This window comes from Jeongeupia chitinilytica (assembly GCF_014652315.1).
GTDB lineage: Bacteria > Pseudomonadota > Gammaproteobacteria > Burkholderiales > Chitinibacteraceae > Jeongeupia > Jeongeupia chitinilytica.
The window spans coordinates 256,506-277,548 of sequence record NZ_BMYO01000007.1; the positions used below are offsets into that span (position 1 = coordinate 256,506).

A 21,043-nucleotide genomic window follows, 5' to 3' on the forward strand; every position below is an offset into this window, starting at 1 on the left:
CTGAACGGTGGAACTCGTGTGCGGGCAAGAAAAAAGGAGGGCAGCGATGGCTGCCCTCCTTTCATGCCTCGGTACCGAAAAGTACCGTTGGTAAGCTGCTGGTCGGTAGAAACTTACGCAGCAAAACGTTGTGCGATTACATCCCAATCGACCAGCTTCCAGAACGCCTCGAGGTAGTTCGGGCGGCTGTTGCGGTAATCGATGTAGTAGGCGTGTTCCCAGACGTCACAGGTCAGCAGCGCGGTGTCGGCGGTGGTCAGCGGCGTGCCGGCGGCGCCGGTGTTGACGATGTCGACGCTGCCGTCAGCCTTTTTCACCAGCCAGGTCCAGCCCGAACCGAAGTTGCCGGCGGCCGAGGTGTTGAACGCTTTCTTGAATTCGTCGAACGAACCCCACTTGGCGTTGATGGCGTCGGCAAGTGCGCCGGCCGGGGCGCGATCGGTGCCCCCTGCGTTGGGCTTGAAGCCGAACCAGAAGAAGGTGTGGTTCCAGATCTGGGCGGCGTTGTTGTACAGACCACCTGCCGGCGCCGTTTTCACGATCTCTTCGAGCGACTTGTTCTCGTTGTCGGTGCCCTTGATCAGGTTGTTCAGGTTGGTGATGTAGGTCTGATGATGCTTGCCGTAGTGGTACGACAGCGTTTCAGCCGACATGTACGGTGCAAGTGCGTCCTGAGCGTAAGGCAGTTCCGGCAGTTTGTGTTCCATGCTTTTCTCTCCAAGTGGGTGGGGGCTGGGTCGAGATGGCGGCGGCGGCGGATTTTTCAAGCCCAGTACCTGCCTTGGGCGGGCGCAAGGCCTGTGGTATCTTGCGCCGGGTGTATTGCAGCCCGTCACGACCTAAGCTAGAGCCATGACCATTTTATCCCTGATTCTCGCCCTTGCGCTGGAGCAACTGCGCCCGATCAGCAGCCGCAATCCGCTTTATCTGGCCTTTATCCGCTTTGCCAACCGGCTTGAGCGCAGCCTGAATGCCGGCGAGGTTCGCAACGGCGTTTACGCGTGGATGCTTGCCGCGCTGCCGGTGCTGGCCGTCGTTGTTACGGCCTACTGCCTGCTGGCACGCGCGAATCCCTTGTTCGGTCTGGTGTTTACCGTGCTGGTGCTGTACCTGACCATGGGCTTCCGCCAGTTCAGTCATGCGTTTACTGCCGTGTCCAAGGCCTTGCAGGCCGATGACCTGCCGACAGCCAGAACGATGCTGGCGGACTGGACCGGCCAGCACACGTCGGAAATGACCCCGAACGAAATTTCGCGTCTGGCGATCGAGCAGGGTCTGATCGATTCGTACCGCTACGTGTTCGCTCCGGTGTTCTGGTTTGCGGTGCTTGCCTGGGCGGTCGGCCCCGCCGGGGCGCTGCTGTACCGGGCTGCCAGCCTGTTGGCGTCCAAGTGGGGAGGGCGGGACGATCCATTCGGGCGCTGTGCGGAAACGCTGCTCGCTTGGCTCGACTACCTGCCGGTGCGCGTCACCGCTGCCGGTTTTGCGGTTATGGGCGATTTCGAGGATGCGGTGTATTGCTGGCGCTCGCAGGCGCGTGCTTGGGTGGATCAGGCCCAGGGCATCCTGCTGGCTTCCGGTGCGGGTGCGATCGGAATCCGCCTCGGCGATGCGCTGCACATGGACCATACGGTCAAGTTCCGGCCGGAACTCGGTCTGGGTGATCCCGTGAGTCCGGACTACCTTGCCAGTGCCGTCGGTCTGATATGGCGCTCCATTCTGTTGTGGCTGGTCCTCGTGCTGGGCCTCACGATCGCGATGTGGGTGGCGTAATCCCTGTCACGAAACATGCGCGTGTTTGAATGAGTTCAAATTGATACAACGGGTGGTTTCCGACTTTATTTTTGACCAGCGCTGACATAACCTTGGCCCTACAAGCTTTGAACAAAGTTTAAGTCGGTCTTCAGGTATGGTTTTCGTGCTTGTGGATCGCTCGCTCTCACACCTTTCTCGTTGGAGATTACTATGAAAAAGACCCTCGCTACCCTCCTGACCGCTCTGTTCGCTTTCGCTTCGGTCGGCGCTTTCGCTGGTGCTGAAGGCCAAGCTGGCCAAGAGCAAGCTGTTGAGTCGGGCAAGGCTCCGGCGACCACTCACGTCAAAAAGACCAAGAAGAAAAAGGCTTCGGCTGCTGCTTCGGGCGCTGCTGAAACCAAGAGCAATGCCAAAGAGCGCAAGGAAGCCGGCCCGAAGTAATCGGGATTCGCTTTCTGAGAAAAAAGCGGGCTTCGGCCCGCTTTTTTCATGCCCGCCGTTCGCGTATCGTCATCCTCTTCTTGAGGGAGAATGCAATGGCGACGATCAATCTCGATGATCAAACCTATCTGATCGGCAATATCTTCTGCGTTGCACGCAATTACGTTGCGCATGCGAAGGAAATGGGTAGCCGGATTCTGGCCGAACCCGTGGTTTTCCTGAAGCCGACATCGGCCGTGTTGCAGGAGGGCCAGGTGATTCATCTGCCATCCTGGTCGAATGACGTGCATCACGAAGCCGAGCTGGTCGTGCTGGTTGGCGCCGGTGGCAAGAACATTCAGGTGGCCGATGCGCTCCAGCACGTTGCCGGTTATGCACTCGGTCTGGATCTGACCGCGCGTGATGTTCAGGCAGAAGCCAAGAAGGCGGGAATGCCGTGGACCCTGGCCAAGGGCTTCGATGGCGCGGCGGTGCTGAGCCGTTTTGTTTCCGCTGCTGCGGTGCCGCAGCCGGAGGCAATCAGCTTCGACTTTTACATCGATGATGAACGTCGGCAGCACGCCGAAACGCGCGACATGGCATTCGATGTGGCAACGCTGATTGCGTGGATCTCGACCCGGTTCACGCTGCATCCGGGTGATCTGATTTATACCGGAACGCCGGAAGGGGTCGGGCCGATCCGTGCCGGCGAGCGCTTGCGTCTGGTGCTCGGCGACCTGATCGACTCCCGATTTGACGTTGTGTGATCGGCCGGGCGGTCTGGGCTAGGCCGCCGGCAGGCTTGCAAGGTCCCAGCGCGGTTTGACGCCGAACTGGTAGTCCGCCGCGGCGTACTTGAGGCGCATGGCGCCGGCAAAGGCAATCATTGCGCCGTTGTCGGTGCACAGTGCCAGCGGCGGGTAGAACACCTCGAAGCGCCGGCGCTTTGCTGCGTCGTCGAGGCCGGCGCGCAGTTGCCGGTTGGCGCCAACGCCACCGGCAATGACCAGCCGTTTCATGCCGGTCTGCTTCAGGGCGGCCAGACATTTTCTCGTCAGGACGTCGACGATGGCCTCCTGAAAGGCTGCGCAGACATCGGCGCGTGTTGCATCGTCGAGCGTGCCGTCTTCCTGCTGTTCCTTCTTGACCAGATTCAGTACCGCGGTTTTCAGTCCGGAAAAGCTGAAGTCCAGATCGCCCGAGTGCAGCATCGGTCGCGGCAGCTTGAAGCGGGTGGCATCACCGGTATCGGCCAGCTTCGAGACTTGCGGACCGCCGGGGTAGCTGAGACCGAGCAGTTTGGCCGACTTGTCGAACGCTTCGCCGGCGGCGTCGTCGACCGTTTCGCCCAGGAGTTCGTACTGGCCGATACCGCGTACTGCCATCAGCTGGGTGTGGCCGCCGGAAACCAGCAGGGCGATGAACGGAAACTGTGGCGCCGGCTCGGCGAGCAGCGGCGATAGCAAGTGCCCTTCGAGGTGATGCACGCCGACCACCGGTTTTTGCAGCGCAAAACCGAGTGCATTGGCGACCGACGCGCCGACCAGCAGGGCGCCGGCCAGACCGGGGCCCTCGGTGTAGGCGATCGCATCGACGTCGGCAATGGCCTTGCCGGCCTCGGCGAGGCAGGTCTCGGTCAGTGGCAGGACGCGGCGGATGTGGTCGCGCGATGCCAGCTCGGGGACGACGCCGCCGTATTCGGTGTGCATGGCGATCTGAGAGTGCAGCCGGTGCGCCAGCAGGCCGGTATCGGTGTCATAGAGGGCAATGCCGGTTTCGTCGCACGACGATTCGATCCCGAGGACGAGCATGGTAGGGGTGCTTGCTTGAATGGATGGGCGTATCCTACCGGCTTGATTCGCCACAGCAAAGCAGGCGGTTTTGACATCGGCCTTGCAATCTGGAATAATGCGAAACTTTCATCCAAGTGTCCCACACAGATTAACAGGATATCGCTCGATGCCTTCCGTACGTGTTAAAGAGAACGAGCCGTTTGAAGTAGCAATGCGCCGCTTCAAGCGCGCAGTTGAAAAGACCGGCCTGCTGACCGAACTGCGCTCGCGCGAGTTCTACGAAAAGCCGACCGCTGAGCGCAAGCGCAAGCTCGCTGCTGCCGTGAAGCGCCACTACAAGCGCCTGCGCAGCCAAACGCTGCCGCCGAAGCTGTACTAATCGGATTGTGTGTCCGAGCAAAAGGCCGCCAGTGAGCGGCCTTTTGGTGTTTTTACCGCGTGTTCGCGCAAATATTCAGGATATCCGTCGATGAGCCTCAAAGCCCAGATCCAGCAAGACATGAAGACCGCGATGAAGGAAAAGCAGGCGACCAAGCTCGGTACCATCCGCCTGCTGCTCGCGGCGATCAAGCAGCGCGAAGTCGACGAGCGCATCGAACTCGACGACGCGGCAATCACCGCGGTGATCGAGAAAATGCTCAAGCAGCGCCGCGACAGCATCGAGCAGTATGTTGCCGCCGCCCGTGAGGATCTGGCCGACGTCGAGCGCGCCGAAGTCGAGGTGCTGAAGGACTACATGCCGCAGCAACTCTCCAGCGACGAGATCGCCGCTGCGGTTGACGCCGCGATTGCCGCGCACGGCACGACGCCGGCGGCGATGGGCAAGATCATGGGCGAGCTCAAGGCCAGGCTGGCCGGTGTTGCCGACATGGCCGAGGTCAACAAGCTGGTCAAGGCGCGTCTGGCCTGATCCGGCGTTTCGATGGCCCGTATTCCGGAGTCCTTCATTCAGGACCTGCTCAACCGCGTCGACATCGTCGACGTGGTCGAGCGTTACCTGCCGTTGAAAAAGGCCGGGCAGAACTATCACGCCTGCTGCCCGTTCCACAAAGAGAAGACGCCGTCGTTCACCGTCAGCCAGAGCAAGCAGTTCTACCACTGCTTCGGTTGCGGCGTGCACGGCTCGGCGATCAGCTTCGTCATGGAATACGAGGCACTGCCGTTCCCCGATGCGGTGAAGAAGCTCGCCGAGTCGGTGGGGCTGACGGTGCCGCAGGAAGCGGGCGGTTTTGCCGAAGCGCCGCGTGCCGAGCCGGGCGTGTTCGACGTGCTCAAGGCGGCATGCGATTTCTACCGGCAGCAGCTCAAGACCGCGCCGGCGGCGATCGCTTACCTCAAGGGGCGCGGACTCGACGGCAAGACCGCGGCGCGTTACGGCCTCGGCTATTCGCCCGGCGGTGACGACTGGCAGGCGCTGAAACAGGTGTTTGCCGATTACGACTGGAACAAGCTGATCGCCGAAGCCGGACTCGTGATCGACAAGGAAGACAGCAAGCGCCGCTATGACCGGTTCCGTGACCGGGTGATGTTTCCGATCCAGAACCAGCGCGGTTCGGTGATCGGTTTCGGCGGCCGGGTCATGGGGCAGGGCGAGCCCAAGTACCTCAACTCGCCCGAAACACCGGTATTCGAGAAGGGGCGCGAGCTTTACGGCCTGTCGCAAGCGCGCGGCGCGATCCGCGATACCAACCGGGTGCTGGTGGTCGAGGGCTATATGGACGTCGTGATGCTCGCGCAGCACGGCGTCGAGTATGCGGTCGCGACGCTGGGTACCGCGTGCACGCCCGAGCACGTCAGGAAACTGCTCAAGCTCGCCGATGATGTGGTGTTCTGCTTCGACGGCGACCGGGCGGGGCGCAAGGCAGCGTGGCGTGCGCTCGAGAACAGCCTCGAGCTGATCGCCGACGGCAAGAAGCTGACCTTCCTGTTCCTGCCGGCCGAACACGACCCGGATTCCTTCGTGCGCGAATTCGGACGGGAGGCATTCGAAGCACGGGTGCTTCAGGATGCGGTACCGCTGGCCCAGTTCCTGCTGCGCGAGTTGTCATCGCAGGTCGAGTTGGAGAGCGAGGAAGGGCGGGCGCGGTTGATCCATCTGGCCAAGCCGCATCTCGTCAGGGTGCGTGCGCCCGCATATGCACTGATGCTGAAAAAGCGACTGGCGGAATTGTGCCGACTGGAAATGAGCGAACTCGACCTCATCTTGGGTGGTGAAGGCGTGGTGCCGAATGTCATGCCGGAGCCGGATCATGCGCCTGAAACGGCCCGCTCGCATTTTGACGGAGGGTGGCGGCGTGAAGGGGGCGGCGAGCGCTGGAAAGGGCGTGGCAAGGGGCGCAATGGTGACTGGCGCGACCGACGTGACCGACCCTTGGCGCCGTTGCCGCGGCCTAGGTCGCAGCGCGATCCGCTGACGCAATTGCTGCAGCTGGTGCTGACCGAACCCGCACTGGCCGTGACGGCCGAGCCGGTATGGCAGGTCTGGCCGCGGGAAGGGCGCGCGGCGCTGGCGATCGGGGTACTGGATGCGGCTCGGGCGCATCCGCAGTTTGAACGGGGCTCGCAACTGCTCGAGTTGTGGCGGGACGAATCCGGCTACACCGAACTGGCGCGGGCAATGACGCAGGGCGCCGCCGAGTTCGAGCGCATGGCGCCCGACGAGCGTGCGGTGGAGTTTTCGGCAGTAATGGCGATGGCGGCACAGGCGCTGGCACGGCCGGCTACACTGGATCGACGGTCCGAACTCGAGTATCGCGCGGCCCATGGCGGGCTGACCGAACTCGAGAAGCAGGAATACCTGGCCTTGCTGGCTGCGCGCTAGCAATACCGGTCCCTGTGCGGCTACGGTGCTGTTTTATCTGATATAATCCTCGGTTTTTCCGAATCTTTCCGAGTCCAACGAGTCATGGCGGCTGATCAAGAATTTGACAAAGAAGACCTCGAACGCAAGCAATCCGGCGGTGCGAACGATGACGCTTCCGATATGCTCGACCCCGAAGTTCGCAAGGCGAAGTTCAAGTCGCTGATCGTTCAGGGCAAGGAGCGCGGCTACCTCACGTACGCCGAGATCAACGACCACCTGCCTGAAGACATGCTCGACGCCGAGCAGATCGAAGGCGTGATCAGCATGATCACCAATATGGGCATCCAGGTCTACGACGAGGCGCCCGATGCCGAAGACCTGCTGATGTCGGACGCGCCGGCGGCCGTCGCCGATGATGACGCAGCCGAAGAGGCCGAAGCGGCCCTGTCGTCGGTTGATGCCGAGTTCGGCCGCACCACCGATCCGGTGCGGATGTACATGCGTGAAATGGGCACGGTCGAACTCCTGACCCGCGAAGGCGAAATCGAAATCGCCAAGCGGATCGAGGAAGGTCTCAAGCACATGATCACGGCGATTTCGGCCTGCCCGACCACGATCGAGACGATTCTCGAACTGGTCGAAAAGGGCCTGAACGACGAAATCCGCATCGACGACGTGATCGACGGCTTCATCGACCCGAACGCGGTCGAGGAAGAGGCGCAGCCTGAACCGCCGGTCAGCGAAGAAGACAGCGAGGACGACGAAGAAGGCGACGAGGAAGAGGATGACGGCGGCGCCAGCGCCGCGGCGGCCAACCTCGAGCTGCTGAAGACGCAGGCACGCGAACATTTCGACCTGATCCGCGGCCACTACGAGAAAATGCTCAAGGCGCTGGCCAAGGACGGCCCGCACGGCAAGGCCTACCTCGAACAGCAGCAGCAGATTGCCGAAGCGTTCCAGATCATCCGTTTTTCGGCCCGTCAGGTCGAGGCGCTGTGTGATCAGGTCCGCACCATGGTCGACGAGATCCGCAGCCACGAGCGCGAGATCATGGACCTGTGCATCCAGCGCGTCCGCATGCCGCGCGACTACTTCATCAAGACCTTCCCGGGCCGCGAAACCGACCCGTCGTGGGTGCTCGAAGAGCTGGCTGCCAACAAGCCGTACGGCGAAATCTTGGCGCGCTACCAGCACGCGATCATGGAAAAGCAGGAAAAGCTCGGTGAAATGCAGACCCGTGCCATGCTGCCGATCAAGGAGCTGAAGGAGATCAACCGTCAGATGTCGACGGGTGAGGCCAAGGCCCGCCGCGCCAAGCGCGAAATGATCGAGGCCAACCTGCGTCTGGTGATCTCGATCGCGAAGAAGTACACCAACCGCGGCTTGCAGTTCCTCGACCTGATCCAGGAAGGCAATATCGGCCTGATGAAGGCGGTGGACAAGTTCGAATACCGTCGCGGTTACAAGTTCTCGACCTATGCGACGTGGTGGATCCGTCAGGCGATCACGCGTTCGATCGCCGACCAGGCGCGGACGATCCGGATTCCGGTTCACATGATCGAAACGATCAACAAGATGAACCGGATCCAGCGGCAGATCCTGCAGGAAACCGGCATCGAACCGACGCCGGAAGAGCTGTCGGAAAAGATGGAGATGCCGGAGGACAAGATCCGCAAGATCCTCAAGATCGCCAAGGAACCGATCTCGATGGAAACGCCGATCGGTGACGACGACGATTCGCATCTGGGCGACTTCATCGAGGACTCGGTGACCGTAGCGCCGGCCGAAGCAGCGGTGTACGCCGGTCTGCGCGAAGCGACCAAGGAAATCCTCGATACGCTGACCCCGCGCGAAGCCAAGGTGCTGCGGATGCGTTTCGGTATCGACATGAACACCGACCACACGCTGGAAGAAGTCGGCAAGCAGTTCGACGTCACCCGTGAGCGGATCCGTCAGATCGAAGCCAAGGCGCTGCGCAAGCTGCGTCACCCGACGCGTTCGGAGCGCTTGAAGAGCTTCCTTGAAAGTCTGGGCAACGAGCAATAAGATAGGCCCCTTTCGCAGTTCACGGGCCTTTAGCTCAGTCGGTTAGAGCAGAGGACTCATAATCCTTTGGTCGTGGGTTCGAGCCCCACAGGGCCCACCATGAATGAAAAAGGCGTTACGCACTGCGTAACGCCTTTTTCATTTTCGCAGCCGAGTGTCGTGACGATGTCGGCGCCACGCCGTGCCGTTGCCGGGCAGCGCCCCGCTACCACAAACGGGTATCACCGGCCGCGTGTAAATACGACTGCTTGCGACACGACGATGAGCCGAGCCGGGGGGAAGGACGCCGGATTCCCGTTGCGGATATCCGGCGACGTGGGCGGATTTGGCAGGAGTGTCATCGGCGACGTGAACTTTTCATGGCTTTCAGTGACAGAGATTTGTTGATCTGGTGACAGAAATTGACCGGTTTGTCTGTTGTTGTTCAGGGCAATGCCTTTCTGTTCACCGGATGCCGACTCCGCCTGGGCGGGGTTGTTTCCATCGTGTTTGCTGAACTGGAGGTTTTATGTCCCGCCTGGCTGTCGTGATCGCCGCCGTCCTGTTGTCTGCATGTGCGCAGAATCCGCCGTCCAACGCCGATGGCGTTCAGGGCAAGCCGGCTGCAAAAGCCGCGCCGGCCGAGGCGGCGAAGACCGGCACCGCTCCCGGCGCCGCAGCGGTCCGTGTCGATCCGTCGCTGATCAAGTTCGATACCCAGAGTGTCAAGCTCGACGAGCAGGCTCAGGCCCAGTTGCCGTTGTTGCAGGATCAGGCGGCTGCGGCCAAGCGCATCGTCGTCACCGGCTACTGCGACCGCAAGGACATCGGCAATGCCAAGGCCGCTGCGATTGCCCGTGCCAATGCCGTCAAGAACGCGCTGGTGAAGCAGGGTGTCCCTGCGAAGAAGATTCGCATCAAGTATTCGACCGAAGAGGCACAGCACGCTGCCCGGGTGGAGTTCTCGAACTGAGTCCTGTCAGGGGGCTGCGGTGGGCAAGTCCATCCGCAAGGCCGAGCGTCTGGCGCAGATGAGCCCGGACGAGCGCGAGGCGTTCGCGCTGGCAAATCGGGGCATCCGCCTCGGCGCCGAGGGCCGTCACGCGGAAAGCGTCGAGCAATGGGCGCTGGCGGCCGAGATCGCTGCACGGTCGCTGCCCGAACAGCCGATCCGCTTCTGGACCGACAGCGGGCTGGCGGCGGCCTTGTGCGAGGTCGGCCGCTATCGCGAGAGCATCGTTGCGGCCGAACGCGCCCGGCCGTTCTGTCTGTCGCTGCCACGACCGGCCATGTTGCCGACTCTGTCGCTGGCGCGCTCGTGGCTGGCGCTCGGCGACGTCGCATTGGCCGGACCTTACCTGCAGGAGCTTCGGGACATGATCGGGGACGACGACCTCGCATCATGCGATCCGGTGCTGTACGCACAGCTGCAGGCTGCACCGGATGCCTGACTATCGGCCGGTTTCCGGGCGGGGTTGGGGTTCCTACCTATAGTCTGTCCTGCGTCAAATATGTTGCTATTGGCAACTTTGACGACGACAGGCCTGACCGACTGCATGAACCCGACCGATTCGAAACCGCATATCCGTCCGCTCGGCTGCGTGTGCAAGACCGGCGACATCTGCCCTCAGGGCGGGCTGTGGAAGTGCCTGACGACCAAGCCGCAGATGATCGTGGTCCAGCGCAACGAGCGCTTTCCCGATGTCGCCGGCCGCGAGGCATTCTGGTACCTGGCCGGTTACGTCAACTGAGTCCAATGAAAAGGGCCGGCGGAAGGCCGGCCCCGAACGCGCCGCGGTAGCGGCGTTCAGTGCTTACTGCGGAAACGCGTTGAAGTAGGCACGGTGCTGGGTCGAGAATTCAAAGTTGTTGAACTTGTCCCAGTTGACCGACCACGTCATCAGCCCGCGCAACCCCGGGTAGGCCGCCGACGGCTTGTAGTTGCCGCAACCGGCCGCCTTCATCAGGCAGTTCAGTGCACTCTGCACGTCGGCCACGCTGGTGAAGCCGCCGCCGGCATTGCCGTTGGCCGGCAGGCCGATCGCCAGCTGCTCCGGCCGCAGTGCCGGGAACTGGAAGTTCGTCCCTGCGACCTTGAAGCCCTTCAGCAGCATATCGGTCATCGCCACATGGAAATCGGCGTTGCCCATCGTGTGGTACTGGTTGTCGAGGCCGGTGATCGGGCCCGAGTTGTAGTCCTGCACGTGCAGCAGCGTCAGGTCGTTGCGCATGGCGTAAATCACCGGCAGGTAGGCGCCGGCGCGGGTGTCGCAACCCGAGCAGTTGCCGCCGTAGAACGCATAGCCGAGCTGGACGAAGAAGGTCTCCGGCGCCATCGTCAGCGTGAACTTGTCACCGTACTTGGCCTTGAGCTGCTTGAGCGCGCCGATCAGGTTGACGATGACCGGCGTGGTCGGATTGGCTACGTCGTTGTCGCCGGCGTTCAGCTGCAGCGAATGGCCTTCGAAGTCGACGTCCAGACCGTCCAGACCGTACTTGTCGATGATGGCCGAGACCGAGGCGACAAAGGCGTCGCGTGCCGCTGCGGTTTCCAGCCGGACCTGGCCATTGGCGCCGCCGATCGAGATCTGCACCTTCTTGCCCTTGGCCTGCTTGGCCTTGATCGCGGCGATGAATTCGGCTTCGGACTCGACGTTCGGGCATTCGGCGACCGAGCACTGCTTGAACGCAACCTGGCCGCTGGTCGACGAGGTCGGCTCGGCGAACGACAGGTTGATCACGTCCCAGTTGTCCGACACATCGTTCATGCGGATGTAGCCAGAACCGTTGGCGAAGCTGGCGTGCAGATAGCCGACCAGCACGTGCTTCGGCAGACCGTCGGTGCCCGGGATCGGCGTGGGTGTCGGCGTCGGTGTCGCCGTCGGTGTCGGTGTCGGAGTCGGCGTCGGTGTCGGTGTCGGAGTCAGAGTCGGAGTCGGCGTCGGTGTCGGAGTCGGGGTCGGGGTCGGGGTCGGGCTGACCGGGCCGCAGGCGCCGAGGTCGTTCCACGGTTTGCCGTCGCCGACGTTGCTCGACGGGATGTCGCCCTGCGTCCACCACTTGGCCGAATAGGTGCGGCCGTTGTAGCTGACCGTCGCGCCGCCGTTGTAGGCGGTGCCGCTGTTCCAGGCGGCAGCGGTGCAGCTTGCCGGGGCTGGTGTCGGGACCGGTGTGGGGGTCGGGGTAGGAACCGGCGTCGGGGTGGGGGTCGGCACCGCCGATGGCGTCGGTGTCGGCGTCGGGGTCAAGGTGCTGGTCAGCTGGTAGCTGCAGCTCGCGGCATCGGTCTGCTTCCAGTACGAATCGGTCATGAACAGCGGTGGCACCGGGCACGGCGACGGCATTACCGTCCCGGCGGGGACGGTGAATGTACCGGTCTTGGCAAAGCACTGGGTCGCCGGGTTGTACGAAACCAGCGAATCATAGGCCGGCGCACACGTCGGTGCCGGTGTCGGCGTGGCGCTGACGCCAAGGTCCTTCCACAGCGTCGGTGTCGATGACGGCGTCCAGCCGGCGCCGGTGTAGGCGGTATGCGTCACCAGGGCCTGGTAGTCGTGACCGGCGTAGCTGACGGTCGTGCCGGCGGTGTAGGTGCTGCCTTCCTGCCAGGCCGGTGCCGCGTGGGCGGCCATGACGCCGGCGGCGAAGACGACGCCTGCAAGCAGGCGGGTCAGGAGTTTCGATTGCATGGAGGTCTTCCTGTGTTTGAACGAACAAAAGCACCCCGGCGTGAACCGGGGTGCAGCGGGTTGAAGCGGTTTACTTGATGGACTTGATCAGGTCCTGGCACTCGGCGGCGCTGACGTTCTCGCCGCATGTGGCGATCTGGTCCTGCGGCTTGCCGTCGGCGGTGTCGGTCACGAGCTTGTTGCCGAGCACGTGGTTGACCGCGTTGAGGTTGTAGCCGTTGTCCTGCTCGATCTGCCAGAAGAACACCCCGCCCAGGCCCTTGTCCTTCGCGTATTGCGCCTTCAGGCCGGCGGTGCGCGGGGTTTCCGTGGTGATGAACGACCAGCCCGAGGCGCCGATCGGGTTCACCATGAAGTCCGCGTTGGTGAGCTTGTCGGTGTACAGGTGGTAGCCGTTGCGCGGCTTGATGTCCTTGTCCAGATAGTTCTGGTACAGGTCATAGCCCTCGACCACGCCGGCTTCCCAGCTGCCGACGCCGGCGATGCCGGTGATGAAGGCCGCACCGGTCCACTTCGGATCACCAAAGCTTGAATCGCCCTTCAGGCCGTTGGTGTACTCGGTGATGTCGCCCGGCAGGATGGCTTTCGAGCGGTGGTAGTTGGCCACGCCGATCATCATCTTGTTGAACGGCACGTTGTACTGATTGTGCAGGTACTCGATGGTCGAGCTGGCCGAGGTGCCGGTGGACGAACCATTGGCGTTCGGATTGACGTTCAGCGGCGTGTGGTGGCTGATGTTGCGCTCCCATGCCCCGGTCAGGTCATACGTCATCACGTACAGCCGGTCGAGGTAGAGATTGATGTTGGCCCAGTCCAGCTTGTCCAGCGGGCCCTTGGTCGCCGGGATCGCCGAAGACAGACGGTACTTCTTGCCGGTCTTCACCGTCAGCCAGTCCATCGCTGCGCGCAGGTCTTTCAAGAGCTGCAGATAGTTCTGCGGATCTTCCGGACGCGACATGCCGACGACGGCGCCATCGGTCGCCGGGTATTCCCAGTCGATGTCGATGCCGTCGAAGTCATAGCGCTCGAGGAAGGCGACGATCGAGTCGACGAATACCTTGCGGCGGGTCGGATCGGATGCCATCCAGCCGAAGCCTTCCGACAGCGTCCAGCCGCCGACCGAGAGGTCCAGATGCAGGTTCGGATTGGCCTTGCGCAGGTTGTACAGCACGCCGAACACGCCACCGACATCGTCCTTGCCGATCTCGTACATGCCTTCGGTGCCGGAGATCTTCGCGACCTGGCCACCCGGCTGGTTGCGCAGGAACGCGGCTTCGTAGTCGGCCATCGCCATCGCGCCGTCCGGCAGCTTGGTCGTGCCAAGGCCGCAGGTGCGGTTGACCGCCGCCGGTGCGGTGGTCGGGAAGCCCGGGTCCTGGGTGTTCTTGGCGGCCGGGAAGCAGATGCCGGCGAAACCGTAGACCAGGCGGTCGAGGTTCTGCACCGGCAGCTTCGAGAAGTCGAAGCGGCGGCCGTAGATCGCCCAGTCACCGAGGTAGGCCACACGTTCCTGGCCGGCCTGGTTGCTGTAGACGTTGTGCTGCAGTGGCAGGCTGCCCGGCGCCAGCTTGGCGACGCGCGCACCGGTGTCCGAATCGAAGCCCGGATGGTTGCCGCCCGGATCGGTGGCCGGATTGATGCCGCCGCGCGTGCCGGCCGGGGCCGTTGAGGCGGAGTTGGCGATACGGGCTGCGCCGATGGCTCCGGCCGGTTTGACGGTGGCCGTATTCGGGTTGCCGGTGACCGGCTTGGCGGTGCCGTAGTCGATGTTGTTCGGCACGCTGACCGGGCACAGGTCGGCCTTCGGCACGCCGACGATCTGCCACTGGTTGGTGTAGACGGTGCTGTCCGGCGGAATCGCATAGGTATCGACCAGCGCCTGGTAAGCGGCGCCCTTGTAGCCGACGACCTTGCCCTTCGGATAGATCTTGGTGGCGACCCAGTCCGGTGCGCAGAACGGCGCGGTCGGGGCCGGGGTCGGGCTGGGGCCGCCCGGGGTCGGCGTCGGCGTGCTGCCGCCGCACGCGGTATCCGGCTGCCACAGCGACGGCACGCTGGCCGGCTCCCAGCCGGTTTGCGCGGTATGGGTTACCAGTGCCTTGTAGCTGTTGCCGTTGTACAGCACCGATTTGCCGGCGGTGACGGCCAGGCCCGGTGCCCAGACCGGGCAGCTCGACGGTGCCGGGGTCGGAACGGGTGTCGGCGCCGGTGTCGGAGCGGGCGTCGGAGCGGGCGTCGGAGCGGGCGTCGGAGCGGGCGTCGGAGCGGGCGTCGGAGCGGGCGTCGGAGCGGGCGTCGGAGCCGGTGTCGGAGCCGGTGTCGGCGCAGGTGTCGGAGCCGGTGTCGGAGCGGGCGTCGGCGTCGGCGTGCCGCCGGTGACGCCGAGGTCCTTCCACAATGTCGGCGTCGATGCCGGATTCCAGCCGGCGCCGGCATAGGCGGTATGGGTGACCAGTGCCTGATAATCGTGGCCGTTGTAGCTGACCGTGGTACCCGCGGTATAGGTACTGCCTTCCTGCCAGGCCGGGGCGGCGTGGGCGATCATGACGCCGGCGGCCATCAGCAGGGCTGCACAGAGCCGGGTGGCGCTGGCATGTTGTTTTTTGTTCATCGTTCTCCGTCCTACTTGTTGTCTATGAATGTCTTCATTGCGCAATTCAGTCTTGCGAAATGAACCTTCATTTTTTCTGTCTATCGGCTTTGCCTCAATGGCGTGCACACCCCGAATGTCACGCAGAAATAGCCGGTTATCCAATTGGTATCAGTAGCGGCGCCAGGAAGAGACCAGTTTGCAATCCGCACGGGCCGCCGCTGCGGCCGGGGCGGCGGGGGATGCGGTAAAATCCGCCGCAACACCAATTCAAGCGCCGGCCGCCGAACGGCAAGAACCGATCGACGACCTGCACGTCTACCCCAATGTATTTGCACATTTCCGGCCGCCTGCCATGGATCGCCAGACCGTACCCAACCTCTCCTCACCGGGCCGCAGCGTGACCGCCCGCCGCTGGGACGTGTTCTGCAAGGTGGTCGACAATTTCGGCGACATCGGCGTGTGCTGGCGTCTGGCGCGGCAGCTGCACGACGAACACGGCATCCACGTCGTGCTGTGGCTGGATGACCCGGCGAGCCTTGCCAGGCTGTGTCCGGATGCGTCGGCGCACGCGCGTACCCAGTGGCTGGACGGCGTGACCGTCGAGCGCTGGGACGATGCCACCGTGGTCGACGAGCTCGGCGAAGTCGTCGTCGAGGCTTTCGCCTGTACCGTACCGGCATCGGCGATCGCGCTGATGCGGACGCTGGCGCCGCCGCCGGTCTGGCTGAATCTGGAATACCTGTCGGCCGAGGACTGGGTCGGCGGGTGTCACCGCCTGGCCAGCCCGCAGGGCCACGGATTGCAGAAGTTCTTCTTCTTTCCCGGTTTCACCGCCGACACCGGTGGGCTGATCGCCGAGCGCGAAACGCTGGCGGCCCGGGCCGGCTGGGGGGCGCATGCACGTGCGCATCTGCTGGGAGCGCTCAAGGTAAAACCACGGGACGGCGCCTTGCTGGTGTCGCTGTTTGCCTACGAGAACGACGCGCTTGCCGGCCTGCTCGACGCCTGGGCGGGCGGCGACGCACCGATCCACTGTCTGGTACCGGAAGGGCGCATCCTGCCGCAACTGCTGGCCTGGCTGGGTGAACCGCTTGCGGTCGGCGAGACCGTGGCGCGCGGCGCGTTGACGGTCAGCGTGCTGCCTTTCGTGCGCCAGAGCGATTACGACCGGCTGCTGTGGAGTTGCGACCTCAACTTCGTGCGCGGCGAGGACAGTTTCGTTCGTGCGCAATGGGCGAGGACGCCGCTGGTCTGGCACATCTACCGTCAGGATGAGGAGGCCCACCTGATCAAGCTCGACGCGTGGCTGGCGCTCTGGCTGGCCGGTTTGCCGCAGCCGGTGCGGCAGGCCACGACCGACTTCATCCATGCCTGGAACCGCGGCCTGGATGCCGGCGCGGCCTGGCCACGCTTCGCCGCTGCGCTGCCGCAACTGCGCATGCACGCCGGTCCCTGGGCCGAGCGTCTGCTCGCCAACGGCAATTTGGCCGACAATCTGGTCAACTTCACGCAGGCCAAGTTAAAATAGCGAGTTATTTCAAACTCCAACCGCCATTTTTGCTGTTCAGGAATCCTGCATGAAAACCGCACAAGAAGTCCGCCCGGGTAATGTGATCATGGTCGACGGCCAGCCGCTCGTCGTTCAGAAAGCCGAATACAACAAGTCGGGCCGCAACTCGGCCGTCGTGAAAATGAAGATGAAGAACCTGCTGTCCGACGCGCCGTCGGAAGCGGTTTACAAGGCCGACGACAAGTTCGACGTGGTCGTGCTCGACAAGAAGGAGTGCACCTACTCCTACTTCGCCGATCCGATGTACGTGTTCATGGACACCGAATACAACCAGTACGAAGTCGAAGCCGAGAACGTCGGCGAAGCCGTCAACTTCATCGTCGACGGCATGGACGACGTGTGTGAAGTGACCTTCTACGAAGGCAAGGCCATCTCGGTCGAACTGCCGACGACCATCGTCCGCGAAATCGAGTACACCGAGCCGGCCGTCCGCGGCGATACCTCGGGCAAGGTGATGAAGCCGGGCAAGCTCAAGGGCTCGGGCTACGAGCTGCCGGTGGCGGCCTTCATCGAAATCGGTGACCGCATCGAAATCGACACCCGCACCTACGAGTTCAAGAAGCGCGCTGCCTGAGCGGCCTTGCGTCCACGACAGAACGGCCACCTTCGGGTGGCCGTTTTGCTTGTCCGGCGCCTGTCGGGGCTATTCCTTCGCCGAAGGCTGGCGGGTGGCGATTTCCTTCTGGATCGCCTCGAGTGCCGCACGGGCTTCGTCGGCCTGCTTTTCGGCGTGGGCCAGATCGCTTGCCGCGTCGTTTTCCACCGTGGTGACCAGATGCTCGGCCGCCGCGTCGTCGACGCCGAGCTCCTCGTGCGACAGCCCGAGCGAGCGCTCGGCCGCGCGCTGCTGGTACTGGTGGTAGGCCGGCAGCGCGACGGCGGCCATGATGCCGATCATCGCAACCAGGATCAGCGAGCCGGCGGCGCCGGTGCCGGCGTTCGGTACGAACAGCGCCAGCACGAAGGCCATGGGATTGCGGCCCGGCATGACCGGTTCGCGCCCGGCCGACAGTTCCTGCACGGCGTACATGCGCTTGGTCAGCCACGGATAGCTCGATACCAGTTCGTGGAACGACATCCAGAAGCCGCGTGACCAGTCGATCTGGCCGCTGTAACGCCGGACATCGACCTGGCGATAGCTGCCGCCGGCGGCCAGCGTGGCGATCGCGCGCTGGGCATCGAGCGGATTGTCGCAGCAGGCCAGACCGTGACGATCGCAGGTGTACTCCTGCGCGCGACGGTAAGCGGCGCCGAGGAAGGGAATCCAGCCGACGATCATCAGGAACGGTGACCAGTTCAGGTGGTTGCGGCGCAGGTGGCCGAGCTCGTGACCGATGTAGAAGTCGATGGCTTCGGGATGGTCTTCGAGCGCATCGAGGACCGATGAAAACAGCACGATGTAGCGGCGGCCGAGGAATTTGGTGGCCAGGGCATTGAGCATGCCGTCGGCTTGCAGCACGAAGGCATCGGGCACGTCGCGGATCTGCAGTTTGTGCGCACAGTGCTGGATGCGCTGATGCAGCTGCGGCAGCTGTTCGGCGGTGACGTGGACCGCGGTACCGCGCAGGTAGGAAATGAACGCCGACTGCGTGACGAGATAAACCAGAAAGCCCATCAGCACGTACAGCAGCGCGATCCCCAGCGTGCAGACAATCAGGACGAGCCAGACCAGACTTGCCAGCACCATCATGATCGCGAACAGCGATTTTTCTTTTGCGTAAACCAGTTCCATCATCCGCCCCGTCGTTCGGTCAAAAGCCTCATGGTGGCGAAATATTTCTTTAATAGAAAGAAACAAGGCAGTCGGTGTTGGAAATGGCGCAGCCAATAAAAAAGCCCCGGCCGAGGCCGGGGCTGTCAATGATGGAGGCCCTGCGCGCTTACTGGTTGATGTTGGCCATCGCCTTGGTCAGCGTTGCGTTGGCATCGTCACCGTCGAGCGACCAGCTGAACAGACCGCCCAGGCCGTTGGCCTTGACGTAGTCGGCCTTGGTGGCGATGACCGACGCGTCGTCGTAGCTGTAGAAGGTGTCGCTGTCGAACTTCCACAGCTGCTTGGTCACCGGGTGGACATAGGTCTGGCCCGGCGCGTTCACCAGCAGGCGATAGTCCTGGTAGCCCGGCTCGTCGCACGGCGTGCTGTAGCACTTGCCGGCCTTGGTGCCCTGCTGGTACAGACCGTTGCCGTTCGGACCCGCTGCCACACCGCTCCAGCCGCGACCGTAGTACGGGATGCCGACGTTGAGCTTGTTGGCCGGCATGCCGTTCTGGACCAGGTACTTGATCGCATAGTCGGTGTTGTAATACTGCGCCGGCGTACCTGCGTACGGATCGGCCGGATCGGCGAACAGGTTCGAGTGGAAGGTTGCTGCGCCCGGCAGTTCCCACGAGCCGTGATAGTCGTAGTTCATCACGTTGACCCAGTCGAGGTACTGGCTGTACTTGGCCGGCTCGGTATTGTCGATCTTGTCCTTGCCCGCGCCGATGGCTGCGGTCAGCACGTAACGCTTGCCGTTGGTGGTGCCGATTGCATCGAGCTGGCTGCGGAACTCGGCCATCAGCAAGGTGAAGTTCTGCTTGTCGGCCGCGCTGCTGGTGTTGTACGGCTGACCGCCACCGCCCGGGTATTCCCAGTCGATGTCGATACCGTCGAAGATGCCTGCAGCTGCGCCTGCACCACCGGCCGGATCGCCGCCGGACTTCTTCAGGTTGCCCTTGATGTAGACGTCGATGCACGAGCTCACCAGTGCCTTGCGGCCGGCGTCGGTTGCGGCTGCCGCCGAGAACCACTTGGACCAGGTCCAGCCGCCCAGCGAGATCACCACCTTCAGGTTCGGGTACTTGGCCTTCAGCTGTTTGAGCTGGTTGAAGTTGCCCTTGAGCTTGTTTTCCCAGACGTCGGCCACGCCGCTGACCGACTGGTTGGCCGCGTAGTCCATCTGGTAGTCGGCCCAGGCATCGCCGCCGGTACCGGCATCCGATGCGTTCGGGTTGGTTGCACCCGGTTCGGCCTTGTTGATGCCGCTGTCGCACTTGTAGGTGCCGTCGGCTTGCTTGTAGATGTTGCCGAACGAGTAGTTGATGAAGTCGAGCTTGGCGGCTGCACCACTGGTGTCGATTTCCTTCACGAAGTAGGCACGGTCATACACGCCCCACTGGGTGAAGTACGAGCCGGTCAGCTTCTTGCCCGACGGAGTCGGAGCGGGGGTCGGGACAGGCGTCGGAGTCGGAGCCGGAGTCGGAGCCGGAGTCGGAGCCGGAGTCGGAGCCGGAGTCGGGACCGGAGTCGGAGCCGGAGTCGGAGCCGGGGTCGGAGCCGGAGTCGGGACCGGAGTCGGAGCCGGAGCCGGAGTCGGGGTCGGAGCCGGCGTCGGAGCAGGCGTCGGCGTGCTGCCGCAAGCGCCGAGGTCGGTCCACGGCTGGCCGTCACCGGTGTTGCTCGACGGCACGTTGCCCTGCGTCCACCACTTGGCCTGATAGTTGCGGCCGTTATAGGTCACCTTGGTACCGCCGTTGTAGGCGGTGCTGCTCGACCAGGTCGCGAAGCAGGCGCCCGACGGTGTGGGCGCAGGCGTCGGCGCCGGTGTTGCCGCGGGAGTGGGGGCCGGCGTCGGTGCGGGCGTCGGGGCCGCGGTCGGCGTCGGAGCCGGGGTGGGTGCTGCGGTCGGTGTCGGGCTCGGCGTACCGGTGCTGGCACCGATCAGCTTCCACAGCGTCGGGCTCGAGGCCGGGTTCCAGTTGGCGCCGACGTAGGCGGTATGGGTGACCAGTGCCTGGTAATCGTTTCCGCTATAGGACACGTAGGTGCCGGCGGTATAGGTCTGGCCTTCCTGCCATGCGGGGTAGGCGGCAAAAGCCTGTACGGCAAACAGGGCCGCAGGTAGCGCAGCCAAGGCAAAACGACGGTGGTGCAACATTGCTCAATCTCCTTCCAGGAATGGAAGCCGGGTGGATGGTGTATTGGTCTTATCCCGGCACGGTTGTCGCCATCATGGGCAACAGTCGAGCATTAGCTTCGATGCGGCGACCCGGCGTCAATCTGGAGGAGGAAGGGGGGAGAAGCTGGAATGTTGCTGCGTGGCAATGGTGGTGAAGGGGAACTACTTTTCGTGATGGCGCGGTGGCCGGTTTTCTTTTTTTAAAACAGTGATGTATCCGATTGGCGTGTCCGGAGAAAATGTAGTCATCGGACTGAACTTTTCCTGATTTTGATGCTCTCGCTACGGTTGACAGCCATTGGTCGTGGACTAATGGCCCGGATGCGTCGTACTGATGACGCACCTCGCGGCCGGCCTTGGCCATGCGGTAGCCGGGGGCCACGTGCCCAAGTGGTTCTTTTTTAGGCTGGCAAAAAGGGGGAGATAAGACCAGTTGGAGGCCGGAGTGCGGCCGCAG

Annotated in this window: 17 protein-coding genes, 1 tRNA gene and 1 pseudogene; 13 read left to right on the forward strand and 6 right to left on the reverse strand. The window is 63.2% G+C overall.

The window, feature by feature from the left end; translation table 11 throughout:
* Window positions 1–113: 113 nt before the first annotated feature.
* Window positions 114–707, reverse strand: a complete 594-nt coding sequence (locus tag IE097_RS14280; protein ID WP_189461522.1) for a superoxide dismutase — start codon at window positions 705–707, stop codon at window positions 114–116.
* A gap of 145 nt (window positions 708–852) precedes the next feature.
* On the opposite strand from IE097_RS14280, the gene IE097_RS14285 reads away from it, so the two are divergent.
* From IE097_RS14285 to IE097_RS14295, 3 genes are all read left to right on the forward strand, one after another.
* Window positions 853–1,773 carry a CobD/CbiB family protein gene (locus IE097_RS14285; protein ID WP_189461523.1) on the forward strand — a complete coding sequence of 307 codons (921 nt, stop codon included), beginning with the start codon at window positions 853–855 and terminating at the stop codon, window positions 1,771–1,773.
* 192 nt (window positions 1,774–1,965) lie between these two features.
* A complete protein-coding gene (locus IE097_RS14290; RefSeq protein WP_189461524.1) occupies window positions 1,966–2,196 on the forward strand; it encodes a hypothetical protein in 231 nt (76 codons plus the stop codon).
* Window positions 2,197–2,291: 95 nt separating this feature from the next.
* Window positions 2,292–2,942 (forward strand): fumarylacetoacetate hydrolase family protein, encoded by a 651-nt coding sequence (locus IE097_RS14295; RefSeq protein ID WP_189461525.1) that lies wholly within the window; start codon window positions 2,292–2,294, stop codon window positions 2,940–2,942.
* Between the two features lie 18 nt (window positions 2,943–2,960).
* Here the strand turns inward: IE097_RS14295 and tsaD are convergent, their stop codons facing one another.
* Window positions 2,961–3,986, reverse strand: a complete 1,026-nt coding sequence (tsaD, locus tag IE097_RS14300; RefSeq protein WP_189461526.1) for a tRNA (adenosine(37)-N6)-threonylcarbamoyltransferase complex transferase subunit TsaD — start codon at window positions 3,984–3,986, stop codon at window positions 2,961–2,963.
* A 148-nt stretch (window positions 3,987–4,134) separates the two neighbouring features.
* On the opposite strand from tsaD, the gene rpsU reads away from it, so the two are divergent.
* The 8 genes and pseudogenes from rpsU (at window position 4,135) to IE097_RS14340 (ending at window position 10,547) form a co-directional block, all read left to right on the forward strand.
* Window positions 4,135–4,347 carry a 30S ribosomal protein S21 gene (gene rpsU / locus IE097_RS14305; protein ID WP_070528210.1) on the forward strand — a complete coding sequence of 71 codons (213 nt, stop codon included), beginning with the start codon at window positions 4,135–4,137 and terminating at the stop codon, window positions 4,345–4,347.
* Between the two features lie 90 nt (window positions 4,348–4,437).
* On the forward strand, window positions 4,438–4,878 hold the full coding sequence (locus IE097_RS14310) for a GatB/YqeY domain-containing protein (RefSeq protein ID WP_189461527.1): 441 nt from the start codon (window positions 4,438–4,440) through the stop codon (window positions 4,876–4,878).
* Between the two features lie 12 nt (window positions 4,879–4,890).
* Window positions 4,891–6,177, forward strand: a pseudogene (dnaG, locus tag IE097_RS14315) (DNA primase); the annotation flags it as partial.
* 696 nt (window positions 6,178–6,873) lie between these two features.
* The gene (gene rpoD, locus IE097_RS14320) at window positions 6,874–8,817 is read left to right on the forward strand and encodes an RNA polymerase sigma factor RpoD (RefSeq protein WP_189461529.1); all 1,944 of its coding nucleotides are present in this window, start codon (window positions 6,874–6,876) and stop codon (window positions 8,815–8,817) included.
* Between the two features lie 23 nt (window positions 8,818–8,840).
* Window positions 8,841–8,917, forward strand: a tRNA-Ile gene (locus IE097_RS14325).
* 408 nt (window positions 8,918–9,325) lie between these two features.
* Window positions 9,326–9,769 carry an OmpA family protein gene (locus tag IE097_RS14330; RefSeq protein ID WP_189461530.1) on the forward strand — a complete coding sequence of 148 codons (444 nt, stop codon included), beginning with the start codon at window positions 9,326–9,328 and terminating at the stop codon, window positions 9,767–9,769.
* A gap of 19 nt (window positions 9,770–9,788) precedes the next feature.
* Window positions 9,789–10,247: a hypothetical protein gene (locus IE097_RS14335; protein WP_189461531.1), complete on the forward strand. Its 459-nt coding sequence runs from the start codon at window positions 9,789–9,791 to the stop codon at window positions 10,245–10,247.
* Window positions 10,248–10,352: 105 nt separating this feature from the next.
* Window positions 10,353–10,547 carry a hypothetical protein gene (locus IE097_RS14340; RefSeq protein WP_189461532.1) on the forward strand — a complete coding sequence of 65 codons (195 nt, stop codon included), beginning with the start codon at window positions 10,353–10,355 and terminating at the stop codon, window positions 10,545–10,547.
* Between the two features lie 63 nt (window positions 10,548–10,610).
* Here the strand turns inward: IE097_RS14340 and IE097_RS14345 are convergent, their stop codons facing one another.
* On the reverse strand, window positions 10,611–12,485 hold the full coding sequence (locus IE097_RS14345; RefSeq protein WP_229797601.1) for a carbohydrate-binding protein: 1,875 nt from the start codon (window positions 12,483–12,485) through the stop codon (window positions 10,611–10,613).
* A gap of 70 nt (window positions 12,486–12,555) precedes the next feature.
* A complete protein-coding gene (locus IE097_RS14350; RefSeq protein WP_189461533.1) occupies window positions 12,556–15,096 on the reverse strand; it encodes a glycosyl hydrolase family 18 protein in 2,541 nt (846 codons plus the stop codon).
* Between the two features lie 334 nt (window positions 15,097–15,430).
* Between IE097_RS14350 and earP the strand changes: the two genes are divergently transcribed.
* Both earP and efp read left to right on the forward strand, forming a co-directional pair.
* A complete protein-coding gene (gene earP, locus IE097_RS14355; RefSeq protein WP_189461534.1) occupies window positions 15,431–16,606 on the forward strand; it encodes an elongation factor P maturation arginine rhamnosyltransferase EarP in 1,176 nt (391 codons plus the stop codon).
* Window positions 16,607–16,655: 49 nt separating this feature from the next.
* Window positions 16,656–17,222: an elongation factor P gene (gene efp, locus IE097_RS14360; RefSeq protein ID WP_070528190.1), complete on the forward strand. Its 567-nt coding sequence runs from the start codon at window positions 16,656–16,658 to the stop codon at window positions 17,220–17,222.
* A 69-nt stretch (window positions 17,223–17,291) separates the two neighbouring features.
* Here efp and IE097_RS14365 read toward each other — a convergent pair whose 3' ends face one another.
* Together IE097_RS14365 and IE097_RS14370 are read right to left on the reverse strand one after the other, a co-directional pair.
* Window positions 17,292–18,380 (reverse strand): M48 family metallopeptidase, encoded by a 1,089-nt coding sequence (locus IE097_RS14365; protein WP_189461535.1) that lies wholly within the window; start codon window positions 18,378–18,380, stop codon window positions 17,292–17,294.
* Between the two features lie 148 nt (window positions 18,381–18,528).
* Entirely contained in the window at window positions 18,529–20,565 is a 2,037-nt protein-coding gene (locus IE097_RS14370) for a glycosyl hydrolase family 18 protein (RefSeq protein WP_189461536.1), read from the reverse strand.
* Window positions 20,566–21,043: the final 478 nt, after the last annotated feature.